The organism is Mesorhizobium erdmanii (genome assembly GCF_013170725.1).
GTDB lineage: Bacteria > Pseudomonadota > Alphaproteobacteria > Rhizobiales > Rhizobiaceae > Mesorhizobium > Mesorhizobium erdmanii.
This window is the reverse complement of sequence record NZ_CP033361.1, coordinates 684,833-703,945: the sequence shown is the minus strand read 5'-3', so window position 1 is coordinate 703,945 and position 19,113 is coordinate 684,833. Positions and strand designations below refer to the sequence as shown.

The following is a 19,113-nucleotide window of genomic DNA, read 5'->3' as shown; positions in this document are numbered from 1 at the left end:
GAACTCCTCGGGTTTTTCTCTTCCCATTCTTGGGAACGCGAGGAGATACGGAACACGAATGCGTGAGTTTCAGAATATTTTTGGATTTTTAATTTATTCACCCGGCCGAAGAGATTTATCGCGTGCAACGTTTAGCCGACTCACGCGGTGTCCTGGGCGCGTGATACATAAGATAGATTTGAACTATACGGGAAAAAGCTTGGCTGCGAGGAGAAGATCAGATGCTCTTCAGATCACCCGCGGCAACCACCGGTCCGGTCGGCTGTCCGGTCGGCGAGCCGCCCGCAGGCTCCAGGCTGACGGCCAGCACCGCGCCTTGCGCGAGCTTCTGCTGCGCCGCGGGCGAGACGACGATGTGGGCCGTCGCTCCGGCCGGGATGACGCCCATCGACACCGGCGCGTTCTTGCCTTCGATCATCCACAGCTCGAAGTCCTTGCCGGCGGCGCGTTCACCGGAGACGTGAGACAGGCCCACTTCATGATGCGCGGCGTCATAGACGGCGAGGTATTTGACGTCGCTGCCGTCGGCGGCCAGCGACGCGACAAGCCGAGCCTGCGGCTGTACGGCTGGAGGATTGAGGTAGGGCACGGCAATGTAGATCGCCAGTGCCGCGACCGCTGCCGCGGCGAGGCCGCGCCAGAAGGCGAGGCTGGACCACAGGCCAGCTGGCGCCTCGGCCGAGGTGGTCGCGGTCGATGCAAACAGCCTGCGGTCGATCGCCGGCTTCACCGCGGCCGGCGGCTCGATTTCCGGATAGGCGGCGGCCAGCGGCGAGAGATGGATCTCCCAACCATCGACAAGGCGCGCGAAGTCGGTGTCGGTGTCAATGCGCCTGGCCGCGATCTGCCGCTCTTCCGCCGGCAGAACGCCTAGAACGTATTCGGCGGCGAACATGTCGTCGCCCCCACGTTCCGGTCCATTGTCCTCTGCCAGCGTCATCTTTCCAGACATTCTCTGAGTTTCATCAAGCTGCGGCGCAGCCAGGTACGCATCGTGTTCAACGGCACGCCGTGGCGTTCCGCCAGCTCGGCATAGCTTTCGCCCTTGAGATAAGCGCCCCGGACGGCCGCCGCCCGGTCTTTCTCCAGCTCATCGAGGCAATGATGAATGCGTTCGGACTCGTCGCCCGCCACCACCATCGCTTCAGGTCCTGGTGCCGGATCGGCCACGTCGAGCGCGGCATCGATATCGGCGGCAGGCTTGCGCCGCGCCCTTATGCGATCGATCGAATGGTTTCGCGCGATCGCCACCAGCCAGGAAATCGGACTGAGATCGGAAACAGCAAAACGATCCGCCTTCATCCATATCTTGACGAAGACCTCTTGTAGCGCTTCTTCCGCTTCTCCCCGGTCATTCAATACACGAAGGCAGACGCCAAAAAGTTTCGCGCTGGTCTGCCGGTAGAGCAGATCGAACGCGGCCCGATCCTTCATCGAAGTCCGGACGATCAGCTTGGTGATGTCCTGTGGCGTCATGCGTGCCAAACTAGGGGATTGCGTTGCATTTGCAACGCCGTAAATATTCCATGCACCTAAAGTTCCGCTGCCCTGCCCAAGCTTTGATTGCCAACAAAAACGCTGCTGACTAGCTTGGCGGGAATGGAGGCGCGCTGATGTCGGTCGAACGGATTCTGTGGGAAGAGGACGCGACCGGCCTTGCCGGCCTGGTGCGCAAGGGCGAGCTTTCCGCGACCGAGCTGACCGACGCGGCGATCGCGCGCGCCGAGGCCACAAGGCCCGAAATCAATGCCACGGCCGAGCCGCTCTATGAGGCGGCGCGGGCCAGGGCGAAGGGCATCGACCGCTCGCTGCCGCTGGCTGGCGTGCCTTTTGCCATCAAGGACCTTGCCATCGCCATCAAGGGCGTGCCCTCGCATGGCGGCAGCCGCATTCCCGCCTCGGTGCCCCAAATCAATTCGGTGATGACCGAGCGTTACCTCGCCGCCGGGCTGATCCCGATCGTCACCTCGACATCACCGGAACATGGGCTGCGGCTGATGACTGAATCGAAAGTCTTCGGCATCACCCGCAACCCCTGGAACACCGGCCACACCAGCGGCGGCTCGTCGGGCGGTGCGGCGGCCCTTGTCGCTGCCGGCGTCGTGCCGGTGGCGCATGCCTCGGATGGCGGCGGTTCGATCCGCGTGCCGTCCGCCTGCACCGGGCTGGTCGGCCTGAAAACCTCGCGCGGCCGCGTCCCGCTGACACCGCTGGTCAGCGAAAGCTGGTACGGCATGGTGGTCGACCATGCCGTCACCCGCTCGGTGCGCGATTGCGCGCTGCTGCTCGATCTCACCCACGGCCCCGATGCCTTGTCGCCCTATGCCGCGCTGCCGCCGAGAGGCAGGTTCACTGCCGCCGCCGCGCGCGATCCCGGAAAGCTCAGCCTCGCGGTGTACCGCAAGTCGCCGCTTGGCCTGCCGATCTCTGCCGAGACGATGAAAGCGCTGGACATTGCGGTGGCACTGGCGCGCGAGGGCGGCCATGCCGTCGAGGACATCGACCTGCCCTTCATCGGCCGCGATTTCTTCGCCGACTTCTGCAGGACGGTTGCTTCCGCCGTTGCCGGCACGCTGCGGGCCGAAGCGCTGCGTGTCGGCCGTTCCGTCACCGGCGACATCGAACGTGCCACGCGTGTGCTCGGCCGGCTGGGCGAAATGGTCTCGGCTGGCGAGGTCTATGCCGGCCTGCAGCGGCTGCATGCCGCCTCGCGGCGGTTGATCGAGGAAACCGCGCGGTATGATGCAGTGCTGATGCCCGTCATTGCGCACCCGCCGCTCGCCTGCGGCGCCATGGATCCGAAAGGCGCCGACGAGCTGATCGAAAACCTGCTCGACAAGCTTCATCTGACGCCCTTGCTCAAGCTCAAGCCGCTGTTCGGACAGTTGATGGACAAGAGCCTTTTCTTCACCCATTGGCCGGCGATCCAAAATGTCAGCGGCCAGCCGTCGATCGCGTTGCCCGTCCACGTCACCGAGGCCGGCCTGCCGCTCGGCATCCAGGCCGCCGGCCGCCCAGGCGACGAGGAGACGCTTTTGTCCTTCGCCGCGCAGATGGAGAAGATTTCGGGGTGGCTCGGCCGCAGGGCGCCCTTGATGGTGCCGTCGCGATGACGAGGCCGTGAGACGTTCGAATATGACAGCAATGCCATTTGCCCCCCGCGCCAATTCCCGCTAAGACGCCGCCGTCTTTACTAGGGCATGTCGCCCAAAAAGTGCTCCGCGGTTTTGGGCCAACGACATGCATGAAACAAAGAGCCAGGGAACCAAGCCGATGACGGACATCGCCGCCACCGCCGAAATGCAGGCCGCCCTGCTGTCGCGGGCGCTGCCCTACATGCAGCGCTACGAACACAAGACGGTCGTGGTGAAATATGGTGGCCACGCCATGGGCGATATCGAGCTTGGCAAGGCTTTCGCCCGCGACATCGCGCTGCTCAAGCAATCCGGCGTCAACCCGATCGTCGTCCATGGCGGCGGGCCACAGATCGGCGCCATGCTGGCCAAGATGGGCATCGAATCCAAATTCGAGGGCGGCCTGCGCGTCACCGACCAGAAGACGGTCGAGATCGTCGAGATGGTGCTGGCCGGCTCGATCAACAAGGAGATCGTCGCGCTGATCAACGCCGAGGGCGAATGGGCGATCGGCCTGTGCGGCAAGGACGGCAACATGGTTTTCGCCGAAAAGGCGCGCAAGACCATGATCGACCCGGACTCCAACATCGAGCGGGTGCTCGATCTCGGCTTCGTCGGCGAGCCGGTCGAAGTCGACCGCACGCTGCTCGACCTTCTGGCGCGCTCCGAAATGATCCCGGTGCTGGCGCCGGTGGCCCCCGGCCGCGACGGTCACACCTACAACATCAACGCCGACACCTTCGCCGGCGCCATCGCCGGCGCCTGCAAGGCCTCGCGCCTGCTGTTCCTGACCGACGTGCCGGGTGTGCTCGACAAGAACAAGAAGCTGATCGACGAGCTGACCGTTGCCGAGGCCAAGGCGCTGATCAAGGACGGCACCGTTTCGGGCGGCATGATCCCCAAGGTCGAGACCTGCATCGAGGCGATCGAGCGCGGTGTCGAAGGCGTCGTCATCCTCAACGGCAAGACGCCGCATTCGGTGCTGCTCGAGCTGTTTACCGAACACGGCGCCGGCACGCTGATCGTGCCCTAGAAAAATATCAGCCGGCTAATCTTTCGTCCGGCAGCCCACGATTTGTGGCAGGGGAAAGCGCCGGTTTTGCCGTCGTGCGCCGGCCAGTCATGGACTCCTCCTCGGCGTCCTGCGGCGCACCCCAGAATTCGGCAAGCGTCGGGCCGTCCTTCACCCTGCCGTCGCGGGTGAGAAAGCCCCAGACCTCGCGGAACCAGACGCGGCGGCCCATTTTGGTGTACCAGCGCATCGAATGCCGCTGCTCGGGATCGGGGTGGAGCAGGATGCGCGCCAGCGCTTTCGGCCGCGACTGTACCGCGACCTCGATCAGCTTGACGCAAATGAACAGCATCCACGGCTTCAGCCGCGTCATGTGCATCACCTGGTGCTTGTAGTCCCACAGCCGCGCGTCCTGCTGGATCACCTTGCGGTCCTTGGCGATCCGGAAGAACGGCGTCCAGCGATGCGGCGTCACATAGAGCGCCTGGATCTGGTCGGGATCGTAGGCGATGAGCTGGCGAAAGCCGCGCCACAGGTCGCGAAGTCCCTCATCCTCGAAGCCGGCCACCCAGGTCGCCATCGACAATATGCCGTGTTTTCGCAGCAGCCTTATCGCCTCGCGGTCGGATGAGGTGCTGCCGCCCTTGCGGATCAATTGCAGCGTCTGTTCGTCGGTGTTCTCCATGCCGAGCAGCCAGCGGATGACACCGGCCTTGCGGTAGAGATGCAGGATGTCGGCATCGCGCACGATGTCGTCGGCGCGGGTCGAGCCGACGATCAGCACCGGCACGTTCTGCGCAATCATGGCATCGAGAAAGGCGCGCCAGGCCTTCTTCGAAACCGTCGGATTTTCGTCGGCGAGGTTGATCAGCTCGACGCCATGTTCCCGGTGCAGCCAGGCGATCTCCTTGGCGAATTTCACCGGATCGCGATGCCGCCAGCGGGTCCAGAAACCGCGCTGGCCGCAATAGTTGCACAGATGCGGACAGCCGCGCGAAAACTGCATCACCACCGCGCGCTTGCCGCCCCAATAGCTGTAGCGCCGGTGATCAATCAGCTCCCAGCCGACGCGATAAGCGTCGAGCTCGGCAATGGTCATCGCCGGCTGCGTCGCGAAGGGCCGGCGCAGATCGTCGCGAAACGCGATGCCGGCGACGCTTGCCGGCGCCTGGTGCATCTCCAGCGCCTCGACCAGCGCCACCACGGTCGCCTCACCCTCGCCGCGCACGATGAAGTCGAAGACGTCGGTCGCGCCGAGGATATCGCGCCAGTGATAGGTCGGAAAAACGCCGCCATAGATGATTGTCGTCGCCGGTTGGCGCTGCTTGATCATTGCCGCGATCAGCAAGGCGGTCGGGTGCGCCGAGGTCGAGCCGGAATGGCCGATCAGGACGAAGTCCGGAAAGCCCTCCAATGCGTCGCGCATCACCTTGTCGAGCGGCATCGGGCCGAACTCGGCATCGACAAGCCGCACGTCATGACCGGCATCGATCAGCGGGCCGCCGATCGCCAAGAGGCCAAACGGCGGCAGATGATCGTCCGGCACCCGGCTGCCGATGGCGGTATGCGGCGGATTGATCAGGACGATTTTCATGGCGGACCTCCAGGAGAGATGGTCCGCGCATCCTGGTCGGCGATGTGGACGCCCGATTGGCCCGCTTCAGCAGTTTGCGTGCAGCTTTTCCGCAGTAACGGTGGGCGTTACTTCCTGAGATGCGCGAGCGGCACGTGGCCGGGTCCCTTGATGTTTTGCAGCACCAGCTGCGTGTGGACGTCGCGCACGCCATCGAGCCGCATCAGCCGGTGCATGACGAAGGCGTTGAGTTCGTCGACCGACGGCACCATGACATGGAGCAGGAAATCGTGGTCGCCGGTCATCGTCCAGCACGACGACACCTCGTCCATCCGCTGCACGGCGGCGATGAACCTTTCCGGCGAGCCGTCGCTGTGGCTGACCAGGCGCACCTGGATGAACACCTCGACCATCAGGCCGACGGCGCGGCGGCTGATCACCGCGGCAAAGCCCTTGATGATGCCGGCGTCCTGCAGCGCCTCGAAACGCCGCGCGCATGGCGTCGTCGACAGGCCGATCTCCTGCGCCAGCTCTGAGACCGGCTTACGGCCATCACGTTGCAGCACATCGAGCATTTTGATCTCGAAATCGTCGAGTTGAGGCATTTTCACTCCTGCGATGTAAATTGTGAGTGAATATTATCTCGAATATCGTCGATGAGCCACCATAAAAACCAGATTGCCTCGGCAAGCCCGGTTACCCTTTGCCCACGTCATTCCTGTGATTTGCGAGGAGAAAAACCATGACGACGATGACCGTTGCCGAATATGCCCGCGACTGCGCAGCCCAGGGTCTGCGCGGCGACTATTCGGTCTGCCGCGCCGATTTCACCGTGGCGCAGGGCTATGACTACAGCGCCGAGGAACAGGCGGTGTGGCGTACTTTGTGCGACCGCCAGACCAAACTGACGCGCAAGCTCGCCCACCATTCCTATCTAGACGGTGTCGAAAAACTCCGCCTCATCGACCGCATTCCGGATTTCGACGACGTCAGTGCCCGGCTGCGCAAACTGACCGGCTGGGAAATCGTCGCCGTGCCGGGTCTCATTCCCGCCGCGCCTTTCTTCGATCATCTCGCCAATCGCCGCTTCCCGGTCACCAACTGGCTGCGCACCAGGCAGGAGCTCGACTACATTGTCGAGCCGGACATGTTCCACGATTTCTTCGGCCATGTGCCGGTGCTGTCGCAGCCGGTGTTCGCCGACTTCATGCAGATGTATGGCAAGAAGGCCGGCGACATCATCGCCCTCGGCGGTGACGAGATGATCACCCGGCTCTACTGGTACACGGCCGAATATGGCCTGATACAGGAGGCCGGCCAGCCGCTGAAGGCCTTTGGCGCCGGCCTGATGTCGTCCTTTACCGAATTGCAGTTCGCCGTCGAAGGCAAGGACGCTCACCATGTGGCCTTCGACCTCGAAACGGTGATGCGCACCGGCTACGAGATCGACAAGTTCCAGCGCGCCTATTTCGTGCTGCCGTCCTTCGACGCCTTGCGCGATGCCTTTCAGACCGCTGATTTCGAGGCGATCGTCGCCCGCCGCAAGGGCCAGCCGGCGCTCGACCCGGGGACGGTCTAGCTCGACTGAATGGCGGCGCAACGTCCCGGCCACGGCTACCCCGTGAAGATCCTGGAAGGAGAATATGCGTTCCGGGAGCCACTCATCGCCATCGCTGGGAAGAAGGATCCTGAGTGGTCCGCAAAGGTCGCGGGCATCATCACTGATAAAAACGCACGCCACGCTCGCCGCGCTAACCACGAAGTGGTACGGCAGCGACTACAGCGCCAAGTGAGTTCATTCCACCGGTTGCCTCCAGCGGCAGCCGGTGGATGCACCGCCCCTCACCGCAAAGTCGCCGATGGCCTATCCGGACACCTACTACGCACGCACCATGACCGACCGCAAGACAAGGCCTCCGCTGCAAGGCGAGGGGCAATGTGCGGTAGCCATCGTCGGCGGCGGACTGGCCGGCCTGACGACGGCGCTGCAACTGGCGCGCGCCGGATTGCATGTCGTCGTGCTGGAAGCCCAGTTCGTCGGTTTCGGCGCCTCGGCCGGAATGGCGGTTTCGTCACGCCCGGCTTCGCCACCGGCGGCGACAACATCGCCGCGCGAGTGGGCCAGGAGGCGGCGCGCGGATTGCACCGGCTGTCGATCGAAGGCGTCGAATTCGTGCGCGACACCATCGAGGTGCTCGCAATATCGGCCGCCGAGCCGCGCGCCGGATTGCTCAGCGTCCTGCGCTATGACGATGGCGACGCGCTGAAGGCCTATGCCGACCAGATGGCACGCGACCATGGTTATGAGCTTCAGTATCTGCGCCGGGAAGACGTCCGCGCGGTGCTGAAGTCCGCCCGCTATCACCAGGGCCTGCGCGACCCGAACGCTTTTCACATCCATCCGCTCAACTATCTGCGTTGCCTGGCCGACGAGATCGAGCGCCTGGGTGGCAAAATCCACGAGAGTTCGGAGGTCGTGCAATGCGACCTGTCGGGGCCGAAGAAGACACTGCGTACCGGGCAGGGCACGCTTGCGTCCTCCCATGTCGTGCTGGCGACCGGCGGCTATACCGGCCCGGTCTTTGCTCAACTCTACCGCGCTGTCCTGCCCATCGCGACCTATGTGATGGTTTCCGAGGCGGCTCCCCACCTCATCGCGCAAGCGATCGCGACCACCGATGCTGTCAGCGACAACAGGCGGGCCGGTGACTATTATCGCCTGGTCGAAAACGGCAATCGCCTCCTGTGGGGCGGGCGCATCACCACGCGCGCCGCTTCCGCCGGTGCCCTGGCGCGCGAATTGCGGCGCGAGATGGTCGGCACATACCCGCAGCTTGCCAGCCTTAAGACCGAATTGGCCTGGTCGGGGCTGATGTCCTATGCCCGGCATCTGATGCCCCAGATCGGAGAATTGCAGCCGGGTGTCTGGTACTGCACTGCTTTCGGCGGCCATGGCCTCAACAACACGGCGATTGCCGGAAAAATCGTCGCGGAAGGCATTTTGGGCGTTTCCGACCGCTACCGGCAGTTCGCACCGTTCGGACTGACCTGGGCCGGCGGCGCCGCCGGCCTCGCCGCCGCGCAGCTCACCTACTGGAAATTGCAGGCGCAGGACTGGTGGCGGGAACGCCGCGCGACCGCCGAGGACAAGGTGACGGCATGATCGGCAGGCTGGTGCTCTCCCATCCAGGGTGTGCCCGCTACGCCGCGGGTGCGCTTGTTGCGACGCTGCTGGTCGCGACCCTCTATGCTGTCGGCGTCAAAGGACGCACTCCAGTTCTGAGAACCTAAAGCGCGTCGCATCGATCCCTTTCAACGCGACGCGCTTCAGGCGCCTTCATCCAGGATACGCTATTGCATGGCGGCGGGGTTCATCCACAGGAACTCCCAGACGTTGCCGTCTGGGTCTTCGATGTGGCGGTTGAACATGAAGCCGAGATCCTGCGCCGGATTGGGATCAGCGCGGCCGCCTGCCGCCACGCCCTTCTCGATTATGGCGTTGACCTCGTCCTTGCTGTCCGTGGTGAGGGCGATCAGCATCTGGCTTTCACGTTTGGGGTCGCCGATCCGCCGCGCCGTGAACTGGCCGTAATGCTGGTGCGTCAGCAACATGACCCCGATGGAGTCCGAGAACATGGTCGAACTGGCCTGGTCGTTCGAGAACTGCGGATTCAGTGTGCCCCCGATCGCGAGATAGAAGTTGGTCGCTGCCTGCAGATCGCGCACCGGTAGATTGAGGAAGATCATTTTGTTCATCGGCTCAAGCCCTGCTTTCGTTGACGGGTACTAGTCAGTCTAGTACTATGACGGTGACTACCACACGGGAACGGTACCGTCTAGTACTGGCAAGGGGCGCTCATGGAAATCGACGGCGAGACCAGATCGGCCCGTAAGGATCGCGAGATCATCCAGGCGGCCACGGCGGCGTTTATCGGCAAGGGCTATGATGGAACCAGCATGGAGGAAATCGCCACCAGGGCGGGAGCTTCCAAACAGACCGTCTACAAGCATTTCAAGGACAAGGAGACGCTTTTCGGCGAAGTCGTTCTATCAACGGCTACCCAGGTCAACGATGTCATCGAGTCCGTGACGACCCTGCTTTCCGAGGCGAAATTCATGCAGGGTGGCCTGCAGCAGCTTGCTCGGCGTTTGATAACGATGCTGATGGACGACGAGCTGTTGAAGTTGCGGCGCCTGATCATCGCCAACGCGGATCGAATGCCGCAGCTCGGCCGCAGCTGGTACGAAAAAGGCTTTGAGCGCATGCTTGCCTCGACGGCGTCCTGCTTTGAAAAGCTCACAAATCGAGGCCTGATGCGAACCACCGACGCCCATCTGGCAGCGAGCCATCTGTTTGGAATGCTTCTCTGGATTCCCATGAATGAAGCGATGTTCACCGGAAGCAATCCGCGCTCCAAGGCCGAACTTGAACGGCACGCGGATGCTTCGGTGGAGGCGTTCCTTGTCGCCTACGGGGTCCAGCCGAAATAGTTCCGTTCCTTGCCGACGTTTGCAGGACCGCCGCGAGCACCTACCGCCCTATCGCTTTGCGAGATCAGACCCTTCGGCCTTCAGCCGCTCGAGCTGGGCGCGCTGCAGGTCGAGCGCGGCGTTGACGAAGCGCGAGATGGTCGCGAGCTCGGCGTCGCTGAAGGTGGCGATCACTTTTTCGCCCTCTTGCGCAATGGCGCCGTAATAGCGCGCCGACAGCTGCCGCGTCGCCTCGGTCGCCTCGATCACCACCTTGCGCCTGTCCTCGAGACTGCGCGTGCGGGTCAGCAGGCCGCGCGCCTCCAGCCGGTCGATCAGCGCCGTCACCGCGGCCGGCGTCAGCCCGGTCGCGCTCGCGACCGCGCCGGCCGATTGCGGGCCGCCATGGAGCAGCCCGATGCAATGGCGCTCGGCCATGTTCAGCCCGAGCCTCACCCCCACTGCCTCGTCATAGGCCTGGGTTGCGTCCTGCCATTGCATGACGGCAAGGCCGATTGCGACCGTCATTTCGTTGCGATTCTTGCTTGACGAATTTATTTCGACCATCTAACTATCAACTTGTCTAACATTTAGACTACCTTAGCAATATGCGGCCGGGGCCTGGACAAGGCAAGAGCCGGCCGCCGACAAGGAGTGAAAAATGAGCTTGATCCAACAACGGACCCCTCTCTCGCACGAGGATGAGTTCAAATACGCCAAGCTGGCGATGGAATGGTATGGCTGGGGCTCCCCCATCGGCCTCGGCATTCTGCTCGTGGCGCTGGCCGCAGCTGCGGTGCTGGTGCGCATTGCCATCTACGGTTTCTGAGCATGCGAAGCTTAGCCGGCGCCGTCATTGGCGCCGGGATGCTTCAAGGTCATGGTGCAGTTTTGCCCAGGCCGCTCAGACCGCGACCACCTTGCTCAGATGTTCGCCCAGCCGGCAGGCCAGCGCGGTGATCGTCGTCGTCGGGTTGGCCTGGCCCGAGGTACAGAACACCGAGGAGCCGCCGACATAGAGGTTGTCCATGCCATGCACCTTGCAGTCGGCGTCCACCACGCTCCTGGTGAGATCGGTGCCCATGCGCGTGCCGCCCATGTGGTGGTGTCCGGCGGTTTCCTCGTTGGTCGGATAGTCCTCGCCGTTGGCAATCCAGTCCATGAGGCGGACGCGGCCAAGATCCTTCTCGATCAGCGTCGTGCCGAACAGTTTCAGGCCTTCGACCAGCGTGCGGCGTTCCAGTTCCGATTTCTTCCAGTGCAGTTCGATGCGCGGCACGCCGGCATGATCGACATCGGTCTTCGACAGTTCGATCTGGTTGGAGGCGAGCGGCGCCTGCTCCCAGGCGACATAGAGCTGGGCCGCGCAGCGCAGATTCTGACTGAGCTGATAAGCGGCCCATTCGGCCGCGTCGGGCGCAGTGCAGGCGAGGTCGGCGATCAGCCTCTTGACGCCGGCATAGGGCGTCTCGATCAGCCGGATGCCGAAGTTCATGATCTGAAGGCGCTGCATCGCCGCAAGCGTCGGCGAGAAGAAAGCCTCGTTGACGGCATCGACCTCGAACTCGCCATAGTTGGCAAGGATGGCATTGCCGCCCTCGAAGGTCGGATGTTCCATCCAGTAGCGGCCAAGCGCTGCCGCATTGGGCACGACACCGCCGTTGGACCGCTGGTTCGACCACAGAAGCAGCCGCGAATTCTCCAGCCCGCCGGTGCAGGCGATGAAATAGTCCGCGCTGAAGGCGCCGGCATCCTGGCCGTTGGACCATAGATTGGCGCCGGTCACGCGTTTGCCGTCGCCGGCAAGCTCGGTGGCATAGGTGTTGAGCACGACGGCGATGTTCCTGCTCTTGTCCAGTTCGTCGGCGAATTTCTCGGCAAAGCGCACCGCCGGGCTCTTGATCAACTGCACCCAGCGTATGTCGTCCGAGATTGGCACATCCGGCCGGAATTCGGGAAGGTCGAGTATATCGCGCACTTCCGGCAGAAAGGGTTCGATGTCGGTACGGCGGATCGGCCAGCCCGTATCCGGCGCCCACGCCTTCGGCTCGAAATCCAGTTTGTCGAGCGCACGGCACCAGCCGGCCCAATGGTTGGAGCTGCCGCCCATGTACCGCAGCCTGGTGATATCCAGGTCGAAATAGAAATCGCCGACTTTGGCGCCGCGGTAGAAATCCTGCGACTCGTCGCTGAACTCCCGCGAGCCGGCTTCCAGCACCACGACCGGGATGCCGGCGGCACCCAGCTTGCGGGCAATGGTGGTGCCGGCCGGGCCCGAACCAAGGATGCAGACCTTGGGTTTGAAGTTGGCGGCGCGATACGCGTCATAGCTGTCGAAGATCATGCCAGGTCGCTCCGCTTCAGGATCCAGCCATTGACCTCGACGATCTCATTCTGATCGACCTGGGATGGACCGGCATCGGCCTCGGGCAGCTTGCGGAACAGGGACAGGGCAGGCAGGGCGACCAGCGCCTGCACGATCATGCGGCGCGGCATTTTCTTGATGAAGAAACTCATGACAGGTCTCTCGGATAGGGGCTTCGATCCGCATGACATTCCCCGAACGGCACACGCATCGTCATGGAAGCCAGTATCGTGCCAAGCCCGGCCTCAAGGCAGTGAGGCGGCACAACCGAATGCAAACAGGGTTAGAAATTCCTTAACAGGCCGGTTGTGCCGGACCGGTCGGCTCAAGCGGCGGCTGAGATGTCCGTATCGAGGATCGTCAGGTTGCGGCCCCGATGCTTGGCTTGGTAGAGGCGCTGGTCCGCGGCGCGCATCAGCTCCGATACGGTGACATCCTCACCACAGACGGTGCCGCCGATGCTGACGGTCAGTGGAATGGTGCGTTCGTCGACGGGTCGGAAACGGATCAACTCAACCTCGCGGCGAATGCGCTCGGCGACGCGCTTGGCCTCCTGCTCGGTGGCTCCGACCAGAAACGCACAGAATTCCTCGCCGCCGATGCGGCCGAGCACGTCGCCGCTGCGCACGCCTCGCTCGATGGCGCTGGCGATCAACAGCAGCGCGTCGTCGCCAGTCAGGTGACCGAAACTGTCATTGATCTTCTTGAAATGATCGGCGTCGATGATCAGCAGCGCGCCGCGGTCGGACTTGCGCCGTGAACCATCCAGCGCGGCAAAGAAACTTTCCCGGTTGAGCATCCCGGTCATGTCGTCACGGCTCGCCTTCTCCGACAGGCGGCGGTGCGCCGCGGCGAGCTGGGCGTGCGCGCGGGCAAGTTCGCGATGCGCGTTTTTCAACCTGTCGCTCTGCCAGAAGGTGCTGGCGCAGGCCACCCAGGCAAGCACCAGCGGACAGAGCGTCGAGGCCAGCCAGATCGTCCGGTTGACCGGGAATCCCAAGGCGGGAACGATGATCAGCGTCAGAAGAAGGGAGGCGGCGACGGAGGCAAAAGCGATAGCGGCGGATTTCAGAATGATGCTGTTCATCGCGGGCTCCCCACAGGACTGCCTCTGTGCCAGCAAGCCCTGAAGGCCACCTTTCCCCGTTGCTTAAAATTTGAATCGTAGGTCTATTTCCGCCACCAAAAGCGCGTGAAAGTTGTGGATAAAGTCCCTTTCGGATTCCCCGTTTCATGCCATAAGGGGCGCATGACCACGCTGCCTGATCCCGCCCGCTTCGCCCATGTCACCGACTGGGTGTTCGATCTCGACAACACGCTCTATCCGCATCATTCGAATCTGTTCTCGCAGATCGACGTCAAGATGACTGCCTATGTCGGCGAATTGCTGGCGCTGCCCCGCGAGGAAGCGCGCAAGCTGCAGAAGGAGCTATATCGCGAATACGGCACGACGCTGAACGGCCTGATGACACGCCACGGCATCGACCCGGATGATTTCCTCGAGAAGGTGCACGACATCGATTATTCATGGCTGGTGCCCGACCCTGTCCTCGGCACCGCCATCCGCCAGCTTCCCGGCCGCAAGTTCATTTTCACCAATGGCGATCGCAGGCACGCCGAGCGCACCGCGCGCCAGCTCGGCATCCTCGACCATTTCGACGACATCTTCGATATCGTCGCCGCCAATCTCAATCCCAAGCCCGCGCGCCAGACCTACGAGAAGTTCGCCGAACTGCACGCCGTCACCGGCCACAATGCGGTGATGTTCGAGGATCTCGCCCGCAACCTGGAGGTGCCGAAGGCGCTGGGCATGACCACCGTGCTGGTGGTGCCGCGCAATTTCGAGCCGACCTTTGCCGAGATCTGGGAGCGCGATCCCACGCAGGAAGACGATGTCGATTTCGTCACCGACGATCTGGCTGGGTTTTTGACGGCGATCGTCGCAAGGCAGTAGGGCAGTACTGCCCTACTGCCTTACTACCCTAATTTGTAGAACCGGCTGATGATCCCCCAGGCTTCGTCGGCGGTGTCGACGAAATCGATGATGTCCTGGTCGCCGGGGCTGATCGTGCCTTGCTCGGCCAGGAAGTCGAGATCGATCGCCCGCTTCCAGAACGATTTGCCGAACAGGATCACCGGCACGCGCTCCATGCGTCCGGTCTGGATCAAGGTCAGCGTCTCGAAGAACTCGTCCATCGTGCCGAACCCGCCGGGAAACACCGCCACCGCCTTGGCGCGCATGACGAAATGCATCTTGCGGATGGCGAAATAGTGGAAGTTGAAACATAGCTCCGGCGTCACATAGGCGTTCGGCGCCTGCTCGTGCGGCAGCACGATGTTGAGGCCGATCGATGGTGCGCCGACGTCATCGGCGCCGCGATTCCCCGCTTCCATCACGCCAGGTCCGCCGCCGGTCACCACGACATATTCGCGGTAGTACGAAGTGGCCGACTGCTGCGAGCAAAGCCGCGCGAATTTGCGCGCCTCCTCGTAATATTTGCTGTTAGCCTCGAGGTTCTTCTTCTGCGTCTCGTTCTTGGCCGCCCAGGCCTCGCCACCGGGCTCCGGCAGGCGCGCGCCGCCAAACAGGATCACCGTCGAACGGATACCGCGCTCGGCGAGGATCATTTCCGGCTTCAGCAGCTCCAGCTGTAGCCGGACCGCGCGCAATTCGCGCCGAGTCATGAAGTCGGGATCGTTCCATGCCAGCCGATAGGTCTCGGCCCTGGTCTGCGGCGTGTCCGGCACGCTTTTCGACCGCTCCAGATCCTCGTCCGAATGCGGCAGCGGGGTCCACCCCGCCTTTTCCATGGGAGTCATCGAATCCACCGTCCAATTCCTTTACTTGCGCCGTCCCATGACGCAGGCGCGATTGACCCCCATTGAGCCTTAACATAGGGTCCGCGCGACTTTCAAAACAGGTTAAGGCGCAGCCCCTTAACAGCTTGGTAATGGAGCGGAATCATGTCGAAGCCCGATCTGGCGAGCCTCGAAAAGACCATCGAGAGGGCCTTCGAGGAACGCGACACGATTTCGACCGCGACCCGCGGCGAAACGCGCGATGCCATCCAGTCGGCGCTCGACCTGCTCGACAGCGGCGCCGCTCGCGTCGCCGAACGTCAGGCGGACGGCAAGTGGCACGTCAACCAGTGGCTGAAGAAGGCGGTGCTGCTCTCCTTCCGGCTCAACCCGATGGAGATCATCAAGGGTGGCCCGGGCGAGGCAGTCTGGTGGGACAAGGTGCCGTCGAAGTTCGATGGCTGGAGCGCCGTCGATTTCGAGAAGGCGGGCTTCCGCGCCGTGCCGTCGTCGATCGTGCGCCGTTCCGCCTATGTCGCCCCGGGCGCCGTGCTGATGCCGTCCTTCGTCAATGTCGGCGCCTATGTCGACACCGGCACCATGGTCGACACCTGGGCCTCGGTCGGCTCCTGCGCCCAGATCGGCAAGAATGTCCACCTTTCTGGTGGCGTCGGCATCGGCGGCGTGCTGGAGCCGATGCAGGCCGGCCCCACCATCATCGAGGACAATTGCTTCATCGGCGCGCGTTCGGAAGTGGTCGAGGGCTGCATCGTGCGCGAAGGCTCGGTGCTCGGCATGGGCGTCTTCATCGGCCAGTCGACCAAGATCGTCGACCGCGCCACCGGCGAGGTCTTCTACGGCGAAGTGCCGCCGAATTCGGTCGTCGTCGCCGGCTCGCTGCCGGGCAAGCCCTTGCCCAATGGTGAGCCTGGCCCCAGCCTGTACTGCGCCGTCATCGTCAAGCGCGTCGATGCCAGGACCCGGTCGAAGACCTCGATCAACGAATTGCTGCGCGATTGATCTTTCCGCAAAGCGGGCGCACCTTCCGCCGGCGCGACAATCCGTCGCGCTGATTCAACATGGAGGGGTGACATGGACTGGAAATATCTGCTGACGAGTTTCGACGGTCGCATCAACCGCGCCAAATTCTGGGCTGGCATCGGAGTGTTCATCGTTATCGGCATTGTCGCCTTCATTCTCGACTCGATCCTCGGTACGCGTTTCACCACCAGCAGCGGCGCTCAGGTCGGCATCATCGGCATCCTCTTCGCGTTGGCATCGATCTATTTCGCTCTTGCCCTGTATGCCAAACGCTGGCACGACCGCAACAAATCGGGCTGGTGGACGCTGATCGGCCTGGTACCTGTCATCGGCGGCATCTGGCTGCTGGTCGAACTCGGCATCCTCCAAGGCACCGGCGGTGCCAATCAATACGGACCGGACCCGCTTGCCTGATAGTTCAAATCTTACCTGGCTTTTCTTCAAGACATCGGGCCGCGTCAGTCGCGCGGCCTATTTTCTTGGCGGCTTGCTGGTCGCCATCATTCAGGCATTTCCACTCTACCGCTTCACGCTGGTGCCGGAAGGCTCGGCCGAGAGCAACATGTGGTCGTTCATCTTCTTCATCGCCTTCATCGCCTCGCTGTGGTCGAACATCGTGCTGGCGGTGAAGCGGCTGCACGACCTCGACAAGCCGGGCATCGCCGCGTTGATCCTGTTCGTGCCGGTGGTGTCGATCGTCGCCTTTCTTGTGTTGTGCCTGTTTCCAGGGCAGCCTGGGCCGAACCGTTATGGCCGGCGCACCAACGAGCCGGCACAACCCTAGAGCCGGATGATCTCAGGTCGAATCGACCTGGGATCTGAATCCGGCTCTAAATCAAAGAGATAGAGCATGATGTCGTCCGAAAGCCGCTTCACACTTTTCGGCATCATCCTCTGAGGACCGATCGGACATGCGCTACCGTACGCTTGATCCGAACCTGATCATCGACACCGCCGAACGGCTGGAGGGCCGCGTCGCCGAGCGTTTTCCCAATGCCGGGCTGCGCGGCGTCGCCGCCGAGCTGGTCTCGCTGTCGCGCGATCTGGCCAAGGCGGCGAAAGGGCTGGAAGAACCGATCTGGTGGCTGCGCGGCCTCATCATCGCCGCCTTCGTCGCCGGGGTGCTGGTGTTCGTTTTCGTCGGCACCATCCTGCCGCTCGATCGAATTTCAGGCAATGACGATGCCCTGCAATCGGTGCAAGGCATCGAGGCATCGATCAACACCTGCATTCTCGCCGTGCTCGGCCTGCTGGCGCTGATCCGCACCGAGGAGCGCATCAAGCGCAAGAAGGTATTCCGCCAGCTGCACGGCCTGCGCTCGCTGATCCATGTCATCGACATGCACCAGCTGACCAAGGATCCGGCGGCGCTTTCGGCCAGTTTCAAGCCGATGGCCCATTCGCCGGCCCGCATCACCAATGCCGCCGATCTTGCCCGCTACCTCGATTATTGCTCGGAAATGCTGTCGATCACCGGCAAGATCGCCGCACTCTTCGCCCAGTCGGTCAATGACGATGTCGTCATCGACGGCGTCAACGACATCGAGAACCTTTCGTCCAACCTGTCGCGCAAGATCTGGCAGAAGATCACGCTGATCGAGAACCAGCCGGCGGCACAACCTGTTCCGGCGCCAGTCCCGGCGAGCCAAGCCGCGCCGCTTCCGCGGCGCGCACCAAAGCGGTAACGCTTTTCAAGAGCGGCGCCGGCGTGCCTGTTCTTTCGGCCAGGCCAAGGACCGCTCCTTGCAATTCGCTGATCTCCGTCGGCCGGCCGCGCTGCAGGTCGTCCCACATCGACGAGCGTGCCTGAGGGTCGATCGCCAGCATGCGCCGCGCCAGCAATTTGAACAGCCAGTCCGGCAGCCGCAGCACCTTCGGCAGCAACGCCGGCCGCAGCCCGGCGATCCACGCTGGCTCGATGCCGGTGGCCTTCATCGCCAGCAAGGCCTCGTCGATCTGGCCGGCCAGGATCAGCCGCCAGCGGCGATCGGCGAGTTCGCTCGCCAGCGGCAGTCCGGACAGCGCCACCAACGCGTTGTTGAGGTTCATCAAAAGCTTGCCCCATAGCACCGCCTTCATGTCGCCATGCGTCTCGACGGCCAGCCCCTCGACATCAAGAAGACTGGGGACGTCGAGAAGGCCGGCAAGACGGCGGTCCTCTATCATCACCTTGCCATCGCTGGCGCGGTGGACGCGCAGCGGCAAGGTGCCGTCCGGCGATTGCACGACATTGAACGGCACCATGCCGGCGAGCACGGTCCGCGAGCCGAGCTCGGCGCGCAGCCTGTCGGCATTGTCGACGCCGTTCTGCAGGCTGATCACCACGGCATCGGGGCGGGCATGGGCCTTGATCAGCGCGGCCATCTCCCGCGTCGCGCCGCTCTTGACGGTGACCAAGATCACGTCCGCCTCGGGCAAGGCGGCTGCCGGATTGGCGGTGATGCCGAGCCGGTCCGGCTCGACCAGGCGATCGCGGCCTTCAAGGTCGCTGATGCGCAATCCGCCCAGCCGCAGCGCGGTCTCGATGCGCGGACGGGCGAGCAGAATCACCTCTCGCCCGGCAATCGCCAGGCAGCCGCCGACATAACAGCCTATGCTGCCGGCGCCGGCGATGACGATCCGTTTACCCCCGTTTGCCATCTCTCGCTCCGCACCTGTCGGCAACTATACGACATGAAAACCATAATGTCGGCGGCATGTCAGGCCATTGGGCTGGCCT

At 63.2% G+C, this 19,113-nt stretch carries 20 protein-coding genes and 2 pseudogenes; 11 read left to right on the top strand and 11 right to left on the bottom strand.

The window, feature by feature from the left end; translation table 11 throughout:
- Positions 1–217: 217 nt before the first annotated feature.
- Positions 218–940, bottom strand: a complete 723-nt coding sequence (locus EB233_RS03275) for an anti-sigma factor (protein ID WP_027052893.1) — start codon at positions 938–940, stop codon at positions 218–220.
- Entirely contained in the window at positions 937–1,476 is a 540-nt protein-coding gene (locus EB233_RS03270; protein WP_027052894.1) for a sigma-70 family RNA polymerase sigma factor, read from the bottom strand. Before EB233_RS03270 ends, EB233_RS03275 begins: the two co-directional genes overlap by 4 nt.
- 137 nt (positions 1,477–1,613) lie before the next feature.
- On the opposite strand from EB233_RS03270, the gene EB233_RS03265 reads away from it, so the two are divergent.
- Together EB233_RS03265 and argB are read left to right on the top strand one after the other, a co-directional pair.
- Positions 1,614–3,113: an amidase gene (locus tag EB233_RS03265; protein WP_064990098.1), complete on the top strand. Its 1,500-nt coding sequence runs from the start codon at positions 1,614–1,616 to the stop codon at positions 3,111–3,113.
- A 160-nt stretch (positions 3,114–3,273) separates the two neighbouring features.
- Positions 3,274–4,167, top strand: a complete 894-nt coding sequence (argB, locus tag EB233_RS03260; protein ID WP_027052896.1) for an acetylglutamate kinase — start codon at positions 3,274–3,276, stop codon at positions 4,165–4,167.
- A gap of 7 nt (positions 4,168–4,174) precedes the next feature.
- Here the strand turns inward: argB and bchE are convergent, their stop codons facing one another.
- Positions 4,175–5,740: a magnesium-protoporphyrin IX monomethyl ester anaerobic oxidative cyclase gene (gene bchE / locus EB233_RS03255; protein ID WP_064990099.1), complete on the bottom strand. Its 1,566-nt coding sequence runs from the start codon at positions 5,738–5,740 to the stop codon at positions 4,175–4,177.
- Between the two features lie 107 nt (positions 5,741–5,847).
- Positions 5,848–6,324, bottom strand: a complete 477-nt coding sequence (locus EB233_RS03250) for an Lrp/AsnC family transcriptional regulator (RefSeq protein WP_064990100.1) — start codon at positions 6,322–6,324, stop codon at positions 5,848–5,850.
- A gap of 137 nt (positions 6,325–6,461) precedes the next feature.
- Between EB233_RS03250 and phhA the strand changes: the two genes are divergently transcribed.
- Both phhA and EB233_RS03240 read left to right on the top strand, forming a co-directional pair.
- On the top strand, positions 6,462–7,298 hold the full coding sequence (gene phhA / locus EB233_RS03245; RefSeq protein WP_064990101.1) for a phenylalanine 4-monooxygenase: 837 nt from the start codon (positions 6,462–6,464) through the stop codon (positions 7,296–7,298).
- A 280-nt stretch (positions 7,299–7,578) separates the two neighbouring features.
- A pseudogene (locus EB233_RS03240) lies at positions 7,579–8,882 on the top strand (NAD(P)/FAD-dependent oxidoreductase).
- A gap of 188 nt (positions 8,883–9,070) precedes the next feature.
- Here the strand turns inward: EB233_RS03240 and EB233_RS03235 are convergent.
- Positions 9,071–9,475, bottom strand: a complete 405-nt coding sequence (locus EB233_RS03235; protein ID WP_064990102.1) for a VOC family protein — start codon at positions 9,473–9,475, stop codon at positions 9,071–9,073.
- A gap of 102 nt (positions 9,476–9,577) precedes the next feature.
- Here EB233_RS03235 and EB233_RS03230 point away from each other — a divergent pair, with 102 nt between their 5' ends.
- Complete coding sequence (locus EB233_RS03230) at positions 9,578–10,210, top strand: TetR/AcrR family transcriptional regulator (protein WP_064990103.1); 633 nt, start codon at positions 9,578–9,580, stop codon at positions 10,208–10,210.
- A gap of 48 nt (positions 10,211–10,258) precedes the next feature.
- On the opposite strand, the gene EB233_RS03225 is transcribed toward EB233_RS03230, so the two are convergent.
- Positions 10,259–10,756, bottom strand: coding sequence for a MarR family winged helix-turn-helix transcriptional regulator (locus tag EB233_RS03225; RefSeq protein ID WP_064990104.1), 498 nt, complete (start codon positions 10,754–10,756; stop codon positions 10,259–10,261).
- A gap of 94 nt (positions 10,757–10,850) precedes the next feature.
- Here EB233_RS03225 and EB233_RS03220 point away from each other — a divergent pair, with 94 nt between their 5' ends.
- Entirely contained in the window at positions 10,851–11,018 is a 168-nt protein-coding gene (locus EB233_RS03220; RefSeq protein ID WP_171892201.1) for a hypothetical protein, read from the top strand.
- Between the two features lie 75 nt (positions 11,019–11,093).
- On the opposite strand, the gene EB233_RS03215 is transcribed toward EB233_RS03220, so the two are convergent.
- The 3 genes from EB233_RS03215 to EB233_RS03205 all read right to left on the bottom strand — a co-directional run bounded on the left by EB233_RS03215 (position 11,094) and on the right by EB233_RS03205 (position 13,641).
- Positions 11,094–12,533 (bottom strand): GMC family oxidoreductase, encoded by a 1,440-nt coding sequence (locus EB233_RS03215; RefSeq protein WP_064990105.1) that lies wholly within the window; start codon positions 12,531–12,533, stop codon positions 11,094–11,096.
- Positions 12,530–12,706 (bottom strand): hypothetical protein, encoded by a 177-nt coding sequence (locus EB233_RS03210; RefSeq protein ID WP_081294135.1) that lies wholly within the window; start codon positions 12,704–12,706, stop codon positions 12,530–12,532. The genes EB233_RS03215 and EB233_RS03210 overlap by 4 nt, the downstream gene beginning before the upstream one ends.
- Positions 12,707–12,879: 173 nt before the next feature.
- Positions 12,880–13,641, bottom strand: coding sequence for a GGDEF domain-containing protein (locus tag EB233_RS03205; RefSeq protein ID WP_027052904.1), 762 nt, complete (start codon positions 13,639–13,641; stop codon positions 12,880–12,882).
- Positions 13,642–13,803: 162 nt separating this feature from the next.
- Here EB233_RS03205 and EB233_RS03200 point away from each other — a divergent pair, with 162 nt between their 5' ends.
- Positions 13,804–14,508: a pyrimidine 5'-nucleotidase gene (locus tag EB233_RS03200; RefSeq protein ID WP_064990106.1), complete on the top strand. Its 705-nt coding sequence runs from the start codon at positions 13,804–13,806 to the stop codon at positions 14,506–14,508.
- A 23-nt stretch (positions 14,509–14,531) separates the two neighbouring features.
- On the opposite strand, the gene EB233_RS03195 is transcribed toward EB233_RS03200, so the two are convergent.
- A complete protein-coding gene (locus EB233_RS03195) occupies positions 14,532–15,374 on the bottom strand; it encodes an LOG family protein (RefSeq protein ID WP_081294136.1) in 843 nt (280 codons plus the stop codon).
- Positions 15,375–15,518: 144 nt separating this feature from the next.
- Here EB233_RS03195 and dapD point away from each other — a divergent pair, with 144 nt between their 5' ends.
- The 4 genes from dapD (at position 15,519) to EB233_RS03175 (ending at position 18,079) form a co-directional block, all read left to right on the top strand.
- Positions 15,519–16,373 carry a 2,3,4,5-tetrahydropyridine-2,6-dicarboxylate N-succinyltransferase gene (gene dapD / locus EB233_RS03190; protein ID WP_064990108.1) on the top strand — a complete coding sequence of 285 codons (855 nt, stop codon included), beginning with the start codon at positions 15,519–15,521 and terminating at the stop codon, positions 16,371–16,373.
- Between the two features lie 72 nt (positions 16,374–16,445).
- Complete coding sequence (locus tag EB233_RS03185; protein ID WP_027052908.1) at positions 16,446–16,808, top strand: DUF805 domain-containing protein; 363 nt, start codon at positions 16,446–16,448, stop codon at positions 16,806–16,808.
- Positions 16,801–17,178 carry a DUF805 domain-containing protein gene (locus EB233_RS03180; RefSeq protein WP_064990109.1) on the top strand — a complete coding sequence of 126 codons (378 nt, stop codon included), beginning with the start codon at positions 16,801–16,803 and terminating at the stop codon, positions 17,176–17,178. Before EB233_RS03185 ends, EB233_RS03180 begins: the two co-directional genes overlap by 8 nt.
- Positions 17,179–17,305: 127 nt before the next feature.
- Positions 17,306–18,079 (top strand): hypothetical protein, encoded by a 774-nt coding sequence (locus EB233_RS03175; RefSeq protein WP_027052910.1) that lies wholly within the window; start codon positions 17,306–17,308, stop codon positions 18,077–18,079.
- On the opposite strand, the pseudogene EB233_RS03170 reads toward EB233_RS03175, so the two are convergent.
- Positions 17,982–19,040 (bottom strand): annotated as a pseudogene (locus EB233_RS03170) (2-dehydropantoate 2-reductase); the annotation flags it as partial. The gene EB233_RS03175 and the pseudogene EB233_RS03170 overlap by 98 nt on opposite strands.
- Between the last annotated feature and the right edge of the window lie 73 nt (positions 19,041–19,113).